General features: G+C 71.7%; 12 protein-coding genes. 10 read left to right on the forward strand and 2 right to left on the reverse strand.

Translation table 11 applies throughout. From position 1 onward, the window contains the following. Window positions 1–4: 4 nt before the first annotated feature. Both ACIRD8_RS08385 and ACIRD8_RS08390 read right to left on the reverse strand, forming a co-directional pair. Window positions 5–1,243, reverse strand: a complete 1,239-nt coding sequence (locus ACIRD8_RS08385; RefSeq protein ID WP_403987943.1) for an outer membrane lipoprotein carrier protein LolA — start codon at window positions 1,241–1,243, stop codon at window positions 5–7. A gap of 199 nt (window positions 1,244–1,442) precedes the next feature. Then, complete coding sequence (locus ACIRD8_RS08390; RefSeq protein WP_403987945.1) at window positions 1,443–2,453, reverse strand: polyprenyl synthetase family protein; 1,011 nt, start codon at window positions 2,451–2,453, stop codon at window positions 1,443–1,445. Window positions 2,454–2,609: 156 nt separating this feature from the next. On the opposite strand from ACIRD8_RS08390, the gene ACIRD8_RS08395 reads away from it, so the two are divergent. The 10 genes from ACIRD8_RS08395 (at window position 2,610) to ACIRD8_RS08440 (ending at window position 15,112) form a co-directional block, all read left to right on the forward strand. Beyond that, a complete protein-coding gene (locus tag ACIRD8_RS08395; protein ID WP_403987948.1) occupies window positions 2,610–4,109 on the forward strand; it encodes a peptide MFS transporter in 1,500 nt (499 codons plus the stop codon). A 9-nt stretch (window positions 4,110–4,118) separates the two neighbouring features. Beyond that, window positions 4,119–6,113, forward strand: coding sequence for a CocE/NonD family hydrolase (locus ACIRD8_RS08400; RefSeq protein WP_403987951.1), 1,995 nt, complete (start codon window positions 4,119–4,121; stop codon window positions 6,111–6,113). A 113-nt stretch (window positions 6,114–6,226) separates the two neighbouring features. Beyond that, entirely contained in the window at window positions 6,227–7,456 is a 1,230-nt protein-coding gene (fahA, locus tag ACIRD8_RS08405) for a fumarylacetoacetase (RefSeq protein ID WP_403987954.1), read from the forward strand. A 191-nt stretch (window positions 7,457–7,647) separates the two neighbouring features. After that, the gene (locus ACIRD8_RS08410; protein WP_403987957.1) at window positions 7,648–8,418 is read left to right on the forward strand and encodes a GntR family transcriptional regulator; all 771 of its coding nucleotides are present in this window, start codon (window positions 7,648–7,650) and stop codon (window positions 8,416–8,418) included. Between the two features lie 52 nt (window positions 8,419–8,470). Next, a complete protein-coding gene (locus ACIRD8_RS08415) occupies window positions 8,471–8,698 on the forward strand; it encodes a ferredoxin family protein (RefSeq protein WP_099173911.1) in 228 nt (75 codons plus the stop codon). Window positions 8,699–8,713: 15 nt separating this feature from the next. Continuing rightward, window positions 8,714–10,084 carry an ABC transporter substrate-binding protein gene (locus ACIRD8_RS08420; RefSeq protein WP_403987960.1) on the forward strand — a complete coding sequence of 457 codons (1,371 nt, stop codon included), beginning with the start codon at window positions 8,714–8,716 and terminating at the stop codon, window positions 10,082–10,084. Further along, the gene (locus ACIRD8_RS08425; RefSeq protein ID WP_403987963.1) at window positions 10,081–10,944 is read left to right on the forward strand and encodes an ABC transporter permease; all 864 of its coding nucleotides are present in this window, start codon (window positions 10,081–10,083) and stop codon (window positions 10,942–10,944) included. The genes ACIRD8_RS08420 and ACIRD8_RS08425 overlap by 4 nt, the downstream gene beginning before the upstream one ends. Continuing rightward, on the forward strand, window positions 10,941–11,687 hold the full coding sequence (locus ACIRD8_RS08430; protein ID WP_403987966.1) for an ABC transporter ATP-binding protein: 747 nt from the start codon (window positions 10,941–10,943) through the stop codon (window positions 11,685–11,687). The genes ACIRD8_RS08425 and ACIRD8_RS08430 overlap by 4 nt, the downstream gene beginning before the upstream one ends. An 11-nt stretch (window positions 11,688–11,698) precedes the next feature. Continuing rightward, entirely contained in the window at window positions 11,699–14,419 is a 2,721-nt protein-coding gene (locus ACIRD8_RS08435) for a fumarate reductase/succinate dehydrogenase flavoprotein subunit (protein WP_403987969.1), read from the forward strand. An 84-nt stretch (window positions 14,420–14,503) separates the two neighbouring features. Next, entirely contained in the window at window positions 14,504–15,112 is a 609-nt protein-coding gene (locus ACIRD8_RS08440; RefSeq protein WP_403987972.1) for a Uma2 family endonuclease, read from the forward strand. The last annotated feature ends 13 nt before the right edge of the window (window positions 15,113–15,125 follow it).

The raw sequence follows: 15,125 nt of genomic DNA on the forward strand, positions 1-15,125 counted from the left end.
GGTCCTACTTGGCGTTGCCGGCCGCCTTCACCAGGGCGTCCTGGGTGACCGCGCCGACGTAGACCTTGCCGTCGTCCGTCAGCAGCGCGTTGACCAGGCGCGTCCTGAAGACCGTGCCCGAGCCGAAGTCGCCGGTGACCTTGTCGCCGAGCGCGTCCAGGAACTGCTGCGCCTGCGCGGGTGCGTCGCCGGAGCCCTCGGTGGGCAGCCCCGCCCCGCCCGGGAACTCGATCTCGGCGACGGCGTTCCAGCCCTCACCGATGACGTTGAGGCCCTTGAAGTCCTCCAGCGCGCTCAGGTCCTTCTGCGCCTTGTCCGCCGAGCCGTTCTTCTCCGCCCCGGCCTCCAGCTCGTCGGCCTCGGTCACCTTGGCACCCTTGGGCGGGGTGAAGGAGAACGACGAGGCGTCGGGCTTCGCGAAGTCGACCTTCGTGAAGCCGGCGTCGACCGCGGCCTTGCCGCCGCTGCTCGGTGCGAGCGTGAACTTCAGCGGTACGCCGGTCGAGGCGTCGACCGCGACGGTGACGGAGCCGATCGTCGAGCCGGACTGCTTCGGCTTGATCACGAGCTTGTAGGCGTCGCGTCCCGCCACCTGAGCCGTGCCGTCGACGGTGACCGAGGTGGTGTCGCCGACGGCGGCGAGCGCCTCGTCGGCGAGCTCCTTCGGTGTGGCCGGGACGCCCTCCGGGGCCTTGTGCTCCCCGGCCCTGCCGTCCGCACGGCCGTTGCCGTCGGACTCCGCGTGGTAGACCTCGTTGCTCGCGCTGTCGTATCCCCAGACGTCGTCCCCGTTGTGGACGAGGCTGTACTCGGAGCCGTCGCCGAGGATCGAGAGGCGCTGCTTGTCGGGGCCGTCGGCCGCGACGCGGAGCGTGTGCGTCCCGGAGGCGAGCTCCAGCAGCTTGGATTCGGGGGCCGCGCCCGACTCGCCCGATCCCGATGCGGCGCCCGGCGCGAAGGAGCCGGCGATCCCGCCGAGCGACGGGATGCCGAGGTCGGTGCTGACCTTCACCGTGCCGGAGAGCTGCTCCTGGTCCGACGCGGCGATCTTCTCGATGAGTTCCTGGGCGGTGATGTCAGGGAGCTCCGGGTCGCCGGAGTCCGCGAGTGCCGGGACGAGTCCGATCGTCGCCGCCGCCACGCCCGCCACCGCGAACGGGACGATGTAGCGTGCCGCCTTCCGGCGGCCCACGACAGTGCCCGTGGCCTCGCCGTTGGTCTCCGCGCTGTCGTTCGGTGCCATGTGTGCTCTACCTCCGTGGTCGGCGGCTGCCATCCCGTTGCACGTCCACTCCCCGCCGCCATTCTCACCCGATGTGGTCAGGAGTGGTTGATATCCATCTGACCAAATCGGGCGGGGACAAGCGTCAGCCCACGGGAGCAACTGGGTGTACCTCTCCGGGATGACCCCGGGGGCGCACGGTCCGCCGGGCCCTTAGGGGTCAGCCGGCTCGGTGCACCACGGCGTCGCACAGCTCCTCGAGCGCGGCCTTCGCGTAGCACTCGGGCAGCGGTGCCAGTGTCGCCCGCGCCTCCTCGGCGTAGCGGACGGTGTCGCGCCGCGCCTGCTCCAGCGCCGGGTGGGCGCGCAGTTCGCCCAGTGCCTCGGCGAGCCTGGCGTCGTCGGAGAGGTCGCCGTCGAGCAGCGCCACGAGCTCCTTGTCCTCCGGACGGCCCTCGGCCGCCGCCCGCGCACGCAGGTGGAGGACCGGCAGCGTGGGGATGCCCTCGCGCAGGTCGGTGCCGGGCGTCTTGCCCGACTCGTGGGAGTCGGAGGCGATGTCCAGGACGTCGTCGGCGAGCTGGAAGGCGATGCCGAGCCGTTCGCCGTACTGGGTGAGGATGTCGACGACCGACTCGTCGGCCCCCGCCATCAGCGCGCCGAACCGGCCGGACACGGCGACCAGCGAGCCGGTCTTGCCGCCGAGCACGTCCATGTAGTGGTCGACGGGGTCGCGTCCGTCGCGCGGACCGGCGGTCTCCAGGATCTGACCGGTGACCAGGCGCTCGAACGCCTCCGCCTGGATGCGGACGGCCTCCGGCCCGAGGTCGGCCAGGATGTGCGAGGCGCGGGCGAAGAGGAAGTCGCCCGTCAGGACGGCGACGGAGTTGCCCCAGCGGGTGTTGGCGCTGTCCACCCCGCGGCGCACGTCCGCCTCGTCCATCACGTCGTCGTGGTACAGCGTCGCCAGGTGCGTCAGCTCGACGACCACGGCCGAGGGGACGACGCCCGGCGCGTCGGGGTCACCGAACTGGGACGCGAGCATCACCAGCAGCGGCCGGAAGCGCTTGCCCCCCGCGCTGACGAGGTGCTGCGCGGCCTCCGTGATGAACGGGACCTCGCTTTTGGTGGCATCCAGCAGCCCCGCCTCGACAGCGGCCAAACCGGCCTGGACATCGGCCTCAAGAGCCTGGTCCCGCACGCTCAGTCCGAACGGCCCGACGACGGTCACGAGGGGATCTCCTGTCTGCTGACGATCACACGGAATGTCGATGTGTCGCTGTCCTCACTCAACTCAGCGTATCCGGTCCCCTTTGGATCACCGTGGGCGCCTTCCCGCCACCGCCGGTATGTTCGGCATCAGCTCATACGATCAGGAGTTGCCGCTTTGTCCCACGCCCCGGCCGGTACCGAACCGGCCCAGCCGCCGCCCGGAGACGATCACGCCTTCTTCGGCCAGCCACGGGGTCTGATGACCCTGTCCGGCCTGGAGGTCTGGGAGCGTTTCTCGTTCCTCGGGATGCAGGCGATCCTGGTCCTCTTCTTCGCCGACACGGTCTCCAACGACGGTCTGGGCATGGACCCGGGCACGGCCGCCTCGGTGTCCGCCGCCTACGGCACGCTCGTCTATCTGGTGTCCGTGGCGGGCGGCTGGCTGGCCGACCGGATCCTCGGCTCGTACCGCGCCGTCCTGTACGGCGGCATCCTCATCGCCTGCGGCCACTACGCCATGGCGGTGCCGACCGCCACGATGACCTGGGTGGGTCTCGGCCTGATCAGCGCGGGCACGGGCCTGCTCAAGCCCAATGTCGCCTCGATGGTCGGCAAGCTCTACAGCACGGAGGACCAGCGCCGCGACGCCGGCTTCGCGCTCTACTACATGGGCATCAACATCGGGGCCTTCGCCGGCCCGCTGGTCACCGGATGGCTCGGCGACCACGCGGGCTGGCACTGGGGATTCTCGGCCGCCGCGTTCGGCATGACGCTCGGCCTGATCCAGTACGTCGCGGGCCGGCGTCACCTGGCCGGGCGAAAGCACACGGCGGAGTACGCGCTCGCGCCCGGCCCGATGCGCCGCGCCGTACTGACGATCGTTGCGGGCATCGTGGCGGCCGCCCTGGTGGCGACGGCCCTGGCGCTGGCCGGCTGGCTCACGATGGACCGCTTCGTCGACCTGCTCACGCTCGTCTCGGTGGTCGCGCCCGTCGTGTACTTCGCGGTGATGTTCAGGAGCCCCCGGGTCACCCCGGAGGAGCGCGGCAGGCTCCGGCCGTACGTCGTGCTGTTCCTGGCCTCCGTCGTCTTCAACTTCATCCTCTTCCAGGCGTACTCGACGATGATGCTGCTGGCCTCGACGAACGCCCGTACGGAGATCTTCGGCTTCCACTTCCCGGCGAGCTGGTACGCCTCCGCGCTGGGCGCCTTCGAGGTCGCGCTGGCGCCCGTGGTGGCCGCCGTCTGGGCGCGGATGGGCCCGCGCCAGCCCCACGCCTCGAACAAGATTGCGATCGGGGTGATCCTCGGCGGTCTGTCCTTCCTCCTGATGGTGATTCCCACCTCGGGTCACTCCGACGAGACGTACCGGATGGCCGCCTGGTGGATCGTCGGCTCCTATCTGCTGCTCGGACTCGGCGACATCCTGCTGGAGACCTCCGGCATGTCCGCCACCACCAAGCTCGCCCCCAAGGCGTTCGCCAGCCAGACGATGGCGCTGTGGTTCCTGTCGCTGGCCCTGGCCAACGGCATTCAGGCACAGATCGTGAAGCTCTACGGCGAGGTCTCCAACCCCGCCTACTTCGGTGTCAATGGCGCTATCGCGGTGGCGGCCGGTGTGGCCGTCATCGCCGCCGCTCCCTGGCTCAAGCGCACCATGCACCCCGTCCACTGAGGTACCGCCATGCACATCCGCACCGATTTCCCGTACGAGACCACCCACGAGGACCTCTACATCCCGCTGGCGGACGGCACCGAGCTGTACGCGCGGATCTGGCGGCCGGTCACCGACGAACCGGTGCCCGCCCTGCTGGAGTACCTGCCCTACCGGCTCAGCGACTGGACGGCGCCGCGCGACTGGCAGCGCCACCCCTGGTACGCGGGCCACGGTTACGCCTCCGTACGCGTCGACGTCCGCGGGCACGGCAACAGCGAGGGCATGCCGGGCGACGAGTACGACGCGCAGGAGCTCGCCGACGGGGTCGCGGTCGTGCACTGGCTGGCGCAGCAGGAGTGGTGCTCGGGGCGGGTCGGCATGTTCGGCATCTCCTGGGGCGGCTTCAACTCGCTCCAGATCGCCGCGCTGGCGCCGGAGCCGCTGAAGGCGGTCGTCACCGTGTGCTCGGCCGACGACCGCTACGACAACGACGTCCACTACATGGGCGGCTCCGTCCTCGGTGTGGACATGCACGCCTGGGCCGCCACCATGCTGGCCTTCGTCTCCCGCCCCCCGGACCCGGCGGACGTCGGCGACGACTGGCGTGACATGTGGCTGCGGCGCCTCGAGAAGGTCGAGCCGTTCATCCATACGTGGCTGGCGCACCAGACCCGTGACGACTACTGGAAGCACGGCAGCGTCTGCGAGGACTACGGCGCCGTCAAGGCCAAGGTCCTGGCGGTGGGCGGCTGGCACGACCCGTACCGCGACACCGTCCTGCGGCTGGTCGAGCATCTGGATCCGGGGCAGGTGCGCGGGCTGATCGGCCCCTGGTCGCACCAGTACCCGGACCGCGGGCTCCCCCCGGGGCCGGCGATCGGCTTCCTCCAGGAGACGCTGCGCTGGTGGGACCAGCACCTCAAGGACAAGGACACCGGGGTGATGAACGAGCCCCTGCTGCGGTCCTGGATCAGCGGCTCGCACCCCCCTGCCACGGCCTACGAGACGCTGCCCGGCCGCTGGGTCGGCGACGCGAGCTGGCCGTCCGCGAACGTCGCCCCGGTGACGTACGCCCTGGAGGGCGGACCGCAGACCGTCCGCTCACCGCAGCAGACCGGACTGGACGCGGGGCGCTTCTTCCCGTTCGGCAACGACGCCGACCTGCCGCCCGACCAGCGGGACGAGGACGCCAAGTCGGTGTGCTTCGAGTTCCCCGTCGAGGACGCCGCGATCGAGATCCTCGGCCGTCCACGGGTGACGCTCCTGATCCGGATGGACGTCCCGCGCGGCCAGGTGATCGCCCGGCTCTGCGACGTCGCCCCGGACGGGGCCTCCACCCTGGTGACCCGTGGGGCCCTCAACCTGGCCACCCGTCACGGGCGCGACCGCGCGGAGGACTGGCCCGTCGGGGAGACCGAGTACGTGAACTTCGAGCTGAACGGCATCGGGCACACCTTCCCGCCCGGGCACCGGATCAGGGTCGCCCTCTCCTCCTCGTACTGGCCGTGGATCTGGCCCCAGGCCGGTTCGGCGGGCTTCACGCTGGAGGCGGAGGGCAGCCTCGTCGAGCTCCCGGTGCGCCGGCACACCGAGGACCCGGGCATCACCTTCGGCGAACCGGAGCAGGCGGAGCCGCTCGGCGTCGTCTTCCCGGTCACGCTCGACGAGCAGCGCCCCGAGCGCCTGGTGGTGCGGGACGTCGCCAAGGGCGAGTGGCGGCTGGAGGTCGATCCGCGGTACGGCGGCACACGGGTCTACCCCGACGGGCTGGAGTTCACCGAGGACGCCCTGGAGACGTACACGATCCAGGAGGACGACCCGTTGTCGGCGCGGGCCCGTTCGGACTGGACGATCAGGCTGCACCGGCCCGAGATGTCCTGGGACGTACGGATCGAGACGCGTTCGGAGACGAGCGCGGACGCCGACGACTTCATCACGTCCGACGAGGTGGTGTGCAGGGACGGTGAGGAGATCGTCTTTCACCGGACCTGGGAGAAGAGGATCCCCCGGACAGCGGGCTGACCAGGGTTATCGCGTAACTTTCCGGGCATTACGCCTACTTGAGGCACTGCCGCCGGGGAACGGCGCCGACGTAACGTGTCCCCCAAGCCACCTGGAAAGCGAGGCAGCAACAGATGCCCGAGCAGAGCAGCCCGCTCGATCTGGCCGAGGGCGATCCCTTCGGCCCGCACAACCTTCCGTACGGCGTGTTCTCCACCCCGGAGCACCCGGCGGACCGCAGGGTCGGCGTCCGCGTCGGCGACCATGTGCTGGACGCCGGCGCGGCGGCCCACGCGCTGGGGTCGCCGTACGCCCAGCTGCTGGCGCAGCCCGATCTGATGCCGCTCCTGGCGGCGGGGCGGACCGCCTGGCGTGATGTGCGGCGGGCCCTGACCGCGTGGGTGACCGTGCCGGCCCACCGCCCCGACATAGAGCCGCTGCTGCACCCGCTCGACTCGGTGACCCTGCACCTGCCGTACGAGGTCGCGGACTACGTCGACTTCTACGCCAGCGAGCACCACGCCACCAACGTGGGCCGGATCTTCCGTCCCGACGGTGCGGCGCTCACGCCCAACTGGAAGCACCTGCCGATCGGTTACCACGGGCGGGCCGGCACGGTCGTCGTCTCCGGTACGGACGTGGTGCGCCCCTCCGGGCAGCGCAAGGCGCCGTCCGACCCCGTCCCGGTGTTCGGGCCCTCGGTGAAGCTGGACATCGAGGCCGAGGTCGGCTTCGTCGTCGGCGTCCCCTCGGAGCAGGGCTCCCCCGTGGCGCTCGGCGACTTCCGCGACCATGTCTTCGGGCTCTCCCTGCTGAACGACTGGTCGGCGCGGGACATCCAGGCCTGGGAGTACGTGCCGCTGGGCCCCTTCCTCGGCAAGTCCTTCGCCACCTCCGTGTCGGCGTGGGTGACTCCGCTGGAGGCCCTGGACGCGGCCCGCACGGCGCCGCCCGCGCGGGACGAGGACCTGCTCCCGTATCTGGAGGACGCGGACGACGAGGAGCCGGGCGGCTTCGACATCCGGATCTCGGTGCAGATCAACGGACAGACCGTCGCCGAGCCGCCGTTCGCCTCCATGTACTGGACGGCGGCGCAGCAGCTCGCGCAGATGACGGTGAACGGCGCCTCGCTGCGCACCGGCGACCTGTACGGCTCCGGCACGGTCAGCGGTGCGGAGCCCGGCCAGCGCGGCTCCCTGCTCGAACTCACCTGGAACGGCCGCGATCCGCTGGACCTGACGGACGGCAAGCGGACGTTCCTGGAGGACGGCGACACCGTCACCCTGACCGCCTGGGCGCCCGGACCGCACGGCACCCGGGTCGGCCTCGGCGAGGTCACCGGCCGGATCACCCCGGCGCCGTGAACGAGGCCGCGCTCCCGGGCGGGGAGCGGCGGCAGGTGAGGCCACCGGGTGTCCGAGGGATGGGCGCCCGGGTGGCAGATCTTCGTCGGCCGGGCTGGAAATAGCTGGTCACGGCGGTGGACCGCGCCTCCCCAGGTGGCGCAACACTGTGGCAACACCATCGCGCGGACCCCGTCGGTATGGTCCAGCGCATGCCAGCCGAACGCACCCGTGAGCACACCGTGCCCGTCGCCGCCGCCCGCCGGCGCCGGCTGCGCGCGGACCATGCCCGGCTGCTGGCCGACCTGCTGCGCCATCAGGTGCGTACGGGCGGCTTCCCGGGTGGTGTGCTGCCCTTCGAGGACGCGATCGGCCGCGACTACCGCGTCTCGCGCAACACCGTCCGCCAGGCCCTCGACCTGCTCCGCGCCGAGGGCCTGGTGGAGCGGCAGCCGGGGGTGGGCACGGTCGTCGCCGGCGAGCGGTACCCGCACCGCCTGGACCGGCTCCAGGGGCTGGCCGAGACCCTCCATGAACACGGCCGGGTCACCAACGAGGTCCGTACCGTCGGGCCCGTACCCGCTCCGGGGCCCGTGGCGCGGCGGCTCCGGATCGCGGAGCACACCGATGTGCTCTACATCGAGCGGCGCAGGCTGCTGAACGGGCTGCCGCTCTCCCTCGACCTCACCTACATCCCCATGGACATCGGGGCCGGACTGCTCGGCTGCGACCTGGAGAACACCGACGTCTTCCGGCTGCTGGAGTCCCTCACCGGCCGGCCGCTCGGCACCGCCGAGATCACCATGGAGGCCGTCAACGCCGACGCGCACTCCGCCGCCGTCCTGGAGACCCCGCACGGCGCCGCCGTCCTGATGCTGGAACGCCTCACCCATCTCTGTGACGGGCGGCCCGTGGACCTGGAGTTCATCCGGTTCCGCGGTGACCGCATCAGCATGAGCGGCCTGCTGCACAGGTCCGACTGAGACCTCCCTTTCCCCTTCCTCCCCTCTTCCCCACTCTTTCCTGGAGACCGCCATGCCTCTGGCGCCCCAGCGGGCCGACGTGCCCGTGACCATCGACGAGTCGAAGTGCATCGACGGCTGCACCCTCTGCGTCGACATGTGTCCGCTCGACTCGCTGGCCATCCACCCGGACAGCGGCAAGGCGTTCATGCATGTCGACGAGTGCTGGTACTGCGGCCCGTGCGCGGCGAGGTGTCCCACCGACGCGGTCACGGTCAACATGCCCTATCTCCTCCGGTGAAAGGCCCCTCCTCCCATGCGACGCACGGCAATTCGCGCCGGCGCCCTGCTGACCTCCGCACTGCTCGTCCCGCTCACGGCGGGCTGCGGCGGCGAGGCGAGCGCGGGTGACGGTGACACGGTCACGGTGACCGTCGGCTACCAGTCCAGGACCATCAACACCGTCACGGCGGGCACCCTGCTGCGCTCGCTCGGCTACTTCGAGGACGAACTGCGGGCCCGCGGAAAGCGGGACGGCGTCACGTACGAGGTGAAGTGGCAGGACTACGCGACGGGCGCCCCGATCACCGCCCAGATGACCGCGGGGAAGATCGACATCGGCTCGATGGGCGACTTCCCGCTGCTGATCAACGCGGCCCGCGGCAAGCAGCTGAACCGTCCGACCAAGCTGGTCTCGGTCACCGGCTACAACCTGCGCGGTGGCCTCAACACCGTGGTGACCGGGCCGGATTCCGGCCTTGACTCCTTGGCGGACCTGCGCGGCAAGAAGGTCTCCACGAGCGTCGGCTCGGCCGCCGACGGCACGCTCGTCCGCGCCCTCCAGCAGGCCGGGCTCGACCCGGAGAAGGACATCCGCAAGCTCAACCAGCAGCCCGCGGTGGGGGCTTCGGCGCTCCAGGCCGGGAGCGCCGAAGCCCTGTCTCAGTTCGTGGCGTGGCCCGGACTGCTGGCGTTCCAGGGCCGGGCGAAGGCCCTCTACGACGGGGCGGAGCTGAACCTCCCGACCTTCCACGGGGTCACCGTCGTCGAGGACTTCGCGAAGAAGCGGCCCGCCGTGCTGGAGGACTTCCTGCGGGCGCAGGGCCGGGCGACGGACTATCTGCACGAACACCCGGTGGCGGCCTCCGAGTCGGTGGCGAAGGCGACGGGGCTGCCCGCCGAGGTCGTCCACCTCTACAACGGCGCTCAGGGCATCGCCACGTTCGACACGACGGTGAAGCCCGCACTGGTCGCCGCGCTCAAGAAGGACGTCCCGGTGCTGCGTTCGGCGAAGCTGGTCGGCGACGTGGACGTGGACTCCTTCGTCGACGAGCAGTACGTGAAGCGGGTGTACGGCTCCTCCTACGCGAAGGCACGGGCCGCGGGGCCGCCCGCAGCGCGCGGCGGCGAGGTCTGGCTGAAGGGCGAGGACACCACCTCGGCGTTCGCCACCCCCGCCGAGGTCCTGCGGTACGCGACCGCGCACAAGGGCACGGTCCGCGCCGCGTACGTCCCCGACGCGACGACCGGGACCCTGTGGTTCGCCGACCGTGCGGTCTGGGTGTCCGAGGACGACGCGCTGCGGCCGTACGTCACGGAGGCAGCGGCCCGCGCCGACGTCGCCGCGCACCCCGGCGCCCGCGTCGTCCCGTACGCCACGGCGCTCGAACTGGCCCGCGCGTCATGAGGGGGCGCCGGTGGTCGGTCGTACTGCGTGCCCTGTCGCTGGTGTCCGCGCTCGGCATCTGGCAGCTGCTGACCAGCTACGACGTCAATCTGTGGCTGCGCTTCGAGCAGTTCCCCACGGTCATCGATGTGGCCAGGGCGTTCGGGGACCGGCTCGGCAGCGACGCGTACTGGCAGGACCTCACCGACAGCCTGACCCGGATCGTCACCGGGTTCGCCCTGGCCGCCGTCCTCGGCATCACGGTGGGGACGGCCGTCGCGCGGTCCCGGCTGGCCTCGGACCTGCTCGGCCCGGTCCTCGAAGTGATCCGCCCGGTACCGGCGATCGCCCTGGTGCCCGTGGCGATCCTGCTCTTCCCGAGCAACGAGCAGGGCATCGTCTTCATCACCTGCACCGCCGCGTTCTTCCCCGTCATGGTCTCCACCCGGCACGCGGTGCGGGCGCTGACCCCGGTGTGGGAGGAGGCGGTGCTGACCATGGGCGGCGGCCGGTGGCGGATCCTCGGCTCCGTCGTCCTGCCGGGCGCGCTCCCGGGCATCCTCGGCGGGCTCTCCGTCGGCATCGGGGTGTCCTGGATCTGTGTGATCTCCGCCGAGATGATCTCCGGCGAGTACGGCGTCGGCTACCGCACCTGGCAGGACTACACGGTCGTCGACTACCCGGGGGTCTTCGTCGGCATGGCCACCATCGGCCTGCTCGGCTGGATCACCTCGACCGCGGTGGAGCTGCTGGGCCGCCGGCTCACCCGCTGGCTGCCGCGTACGGAGGGCAGCCGTCCGCCGTCCCCCGTACGGCGGCGCGGGCCCGTGTCCCCGGCCGCAGGGCCGGTCCCCCTGGCGAAGGAGCGGGTGCACCCATGACCACGACCACTCCCCCGGGCGTCCGGCTGACCCTGCGCGGTGCCGTGCTCGGCCGGCCCGGCGCCCCGGTGCTGGACTCCATCGGCCTCGACGTCGTGCCCGGCGAGATCCTGGCCGTCGTCGGGCCCTCCGGCTGCGGCAAGTCCACGCTGCTGCGCACCCTGGCCGGGCTGCTGCCCGCCCTCGGCGGCGAGGTCACCCAGGACGGCGAGCCGATCACCGCGCCCCGCGCCGAGCGGGCCCTCGTCTTCCAGGACGACGCGCTGCTGCCGTGGCGCACGGTGCGGGCCAACGTCGAACTCCCCCTGGCCATCGGGGGCGTGCCGCGCGCCGAGCGCCGGACGCGCGCCGAGTCCTGGCTGGCCCGGGTCGGCCTGGACGGGCACGGCGCGAAGCTCCCGCACCGCATCTCGGGCGGCCAGCGCCAGCGCGTCCAGCTGGCGCGCGCCCTGGCGGCCGAGCCGCGCGCGGTCCTGATGGACGAACCGTTCGGCGCCCTGGACGCCCAGACCAGGGCCGGCATGCAGCAGCTGCTCGTCGATGTGCTGCGCGGCACGGGCGCCACGGTCGTCTTCGTCACGCACGACGTGGACGAGGCGCTCTTCCTCGGCGACCGGGTCGCGCTGCTGCCCACCGGCCGCGCCCTGGACGTACCGCGTCCACGTGAGCGCGCGGCGCACTCCGACCCGGCGACCGTCGCGCTGCGCCGCGAGGTCCTCGAATCCCTCTCTCCCACCCATTGAAAGGCCCGACCGTGCAGATCCCCGCCCTCGCCGACGCCGAGGAACTCTCCTGCGACGTACTGGTCGTCGGGGGCGGCACGGCCGGCACCATGGCCGCGCTCACCGCCGCCGAGCACGGCGCCTCCGTCCTGCTGCTGGAGAAGGCGCATGTCCGGCACTCCGGCGCCCTCGCCATGGGCATGGACGGCGTGAACAACGCGGTGATCCCGGGCCGGGCCGAACCCGACGACTACGTCGCCGAGATCACCCGTGCCAACGACGGCATCGTCGACCAGTCAACCGTCCGGCAGACCGCCGTACGGGGCTACGGGATGGTGCGGCGGCTGGAGTCGTACGGGGTGAAGTTCGAGAAGGACGAGCACGGGGAGTACGCCGTACGGCAGGTGCACCGCTCCGGTTCGTACGTGCTGCCGATGCCCGAGGGCAAGGACGTCAAGAAGGTCCTCTACCGGCAGCTGCGGCGCCGGGAGATGCGGGAGCGGATCCGCATCGAGAACCGGGTCATGCCCGTCCGGATCCTCACCGGGGACGACGGCCGGGCGATCGGCGCGGCGGCCTTCAACACCCGTACGGGGGCGTTCGTCACGGTCCGCGCCGGGGCGGTCGTGCTGGCCACCGGGCCGTGCGGACGGCTCGGACTGCCCGCATCCGGCTATCTCTACGGGACGTACGAGAACCCGACCAACGCCGGTGACGGCTATGCCATGGCCTACCACGCGGGCGCCGAGCTGACCGGCATCGAGTGCTTCCAGATCAACCCGCTGATCAAGGACTACAACGGACCGGCCTGCGCGTACGTCGCCAATCCGTTCGGCGGCTACCAGGTGAACCGGCACGGCGAGCGGTTCGTCGACTCGGACTACTGGTCGGGGCAGATGATGTCCGAGTTCGCGGCGGAGGTCGCCTCGGACCGGGGGCCGGTGTATCTGAAGCTGAGCCATCTGCCCGAGGAGTCGGTCAGCGCGCTGGAGGGAATCCTGCACTCCACGGAGCGGCCGACGCGCGGCACGTTCCACGCGAACCGGGGCCATGACTACCGCACCCATGACATCGAGATGCACATCTCCGAGATCGGGCTGTGCGGCGGGCATTCGGCCTCCGGCGTCCGCGTGGACGACCAGGCCCGTACGACCGTCCCGCGCCTGTACGCGGCCGGGGACCTGGCCTGCGTCCCGCACAACTACATGATCGGCGCGTTCGTCTACGGCGATCTGGCGGGCGCGGACGCCTCGCAGTACACGGCGTACGAGGGCGAACTGCCCGCGGAGCAGCTGCGCGAGGCGCACGAGCTGATCTACCGGCCGCTGCGCAATCCGGACGGCCCGCCGCAGACCCAGGTCGAGTACAAGCTCCGCCGCTTCGTCAACGACTATGTGGCACCGCCCAAGTCGGGGGCGCGGCTCTCGCTGGCGCTGGAGCACTTCGAGCGGATGCGTACGGACATCGGCGAGATGGGGGCGACGACCCCGCACGAGCTGATGCGGTGCGCGGAGGTGAGCTTCATCCGGGACTGCGCGGAGATGGCGGCGCGCTCCTCGCTGGCCCGCACGGAGTCCCGCTGGGGGCTGTACCACGAGCGTACGGACCATCCGGAGCGCGATGACACGGACTGGTTCCACCACCTGGACCTGCGGAAGTCCGCTGCGGGGGCGATGGAGTTCACGGCGCGGCCGGTGGCGCCGTATCTGGTGCCGGTGGACGGGTTCGCCCCGGTCGGCGGGCCTTCGCGGGAGCTCGGCGAGGTCGAGGCGGAGCAGGTCGCGACGGCGGGGGCCCGGGAGTCGGCACCCTCGGGTTCTGCGGCTCCCGTGCGTCCCGGAGTCGGCGCCCCGGGGGCGTCCGGCCCCTCCCCCCGCATCCTGGAGCTGCTCGCGCTGGCCGAGGGCCAGCCGGAGCTGCCGGACCTGGCGCCGTATCTGGCCGACCCGGACCCGGCGGTGCGGCGGGCCGCGGTGGCGGCGCTCACCGAGTCGACCCCGGAGGGCGCGGGGCCGGCGCTGGCCGCGACGCTCGCGGATCCCGCGCCGTCGGTGCGCGCGGCGGCGGCGGCCTCGCTGCGGGAACTGGTCGAGGTGCTGCCGGCCGAAGGGGCCCTGCGCGAACCGCTGGTGGCGGCCCTGGGCTCGGACGACCCGGTCGTACGGGCGACGGCACTGGACACCTTGCGGGCGCTGCGGCTGGGGGACGCCGAGCTGTACGCGGGCACACTGGGCGACCCCGACATAGACGTACGCATCCACACCGTGAGCGCCCTGGTCTCGGTGGACGCGGCCGGGCTGCTGGCCGGGGCGGTGACCGACCCGTCCCGCGAGGTCCGGGTGGCCGTCGCGAAGGGCCTGGCCGCCACGCGCTCCCCGGACCCGGAACCGCTGGCGCCGCTGCTGTCCGACCCGGACCTGCTGGTGCGGGCGGCGGCGCTGGCGGCGCTCGCCGCGACAGGCTGCCCTCCCGCGTACGCGGCGACGGCGGTCGGCGCACTCTCCGATCCGGCCTGGCAGGTCAGGGCGGGCGCGGCGACGGCGCTCTCCTCGGCAGACCCGCTTGCGGCTGTGGCGGCCTTGGCGGGAGCTCTGGGAGACCTGAACGCCGACGTCAGGAAGGCGGCGGTCCTGGCCCTGCTCCACCACACGGCCCATGACGCGGCCCGGGAGGCCCTGGCCGGGGTGCTCACCGACCCGGACGCGGACGTGCGCGCGTACGCGGCCAGAGGTGCGCTGGTCAACGGCGCGTGACTCGCTCACACGTTTGGGCGGCCATGATCGCTTCCCGCCGGATAGGCTGGACGAACCCGCGAGACTTTTCGTATGGGAGCACTGATGAGCATCGAACCCGAGGCCCCCGAGCCGCGGTGGGCGGTCCCGCCCGTGGGCGGCTGGACCGCCGATGACCTGGACACACTCCCGAATCTGCCTCCGCACACGGAGCTGATCGACGGGAGTCTGGTTTTCGTGAGTCCGCAGACGTTGTTCCATTCACGAGCGGTCGACTTCTTCAACTGGCAGCTGCAGTCGCTGGCACCGCCCGAGCTGGAGGTCGTCCGAGAGTTCACCATCGACATCGACTTCCAGAACCGGCCCGAGCCCGATGTCATCGTCGTACGCGCGGACGCGGTCGAGAGTCTGCGGCAGACGCGGTTCCCCGCGAGCAGTGTGCTGCTGGCGATCGAGGTCGTCTCCGACGAGTCCATCACGCGCGACCGGGAGACCAAGCCGGTGAAGTACGCGCGGGCGAAGATCCCGCACTACTGGCGGGTGGAGGACCAGGGCGGCCGGGCGGTCGTCTACGTCTTCGAGCTGGAACCCGCCACCGGCGCCTACACCTCCACCGGGATCTTCCACGACCGGATGAAGGTGTCCACCCCCTTCACCGTCGATCTCGACCTCACCGCGATCGTCTCGCGCCGCCGGGCGGCGAAGCCGGAGTAGACCCGGCCCCCGC

This window comes from Streptomyces sp. NPDC102451, assembly GCF_044765485.1.
Classification (GTDB): Bacteria; Actinomycetota; Actinomycetes; order Streptomycetales; family Streptomycetaceae; genus Streptomyces.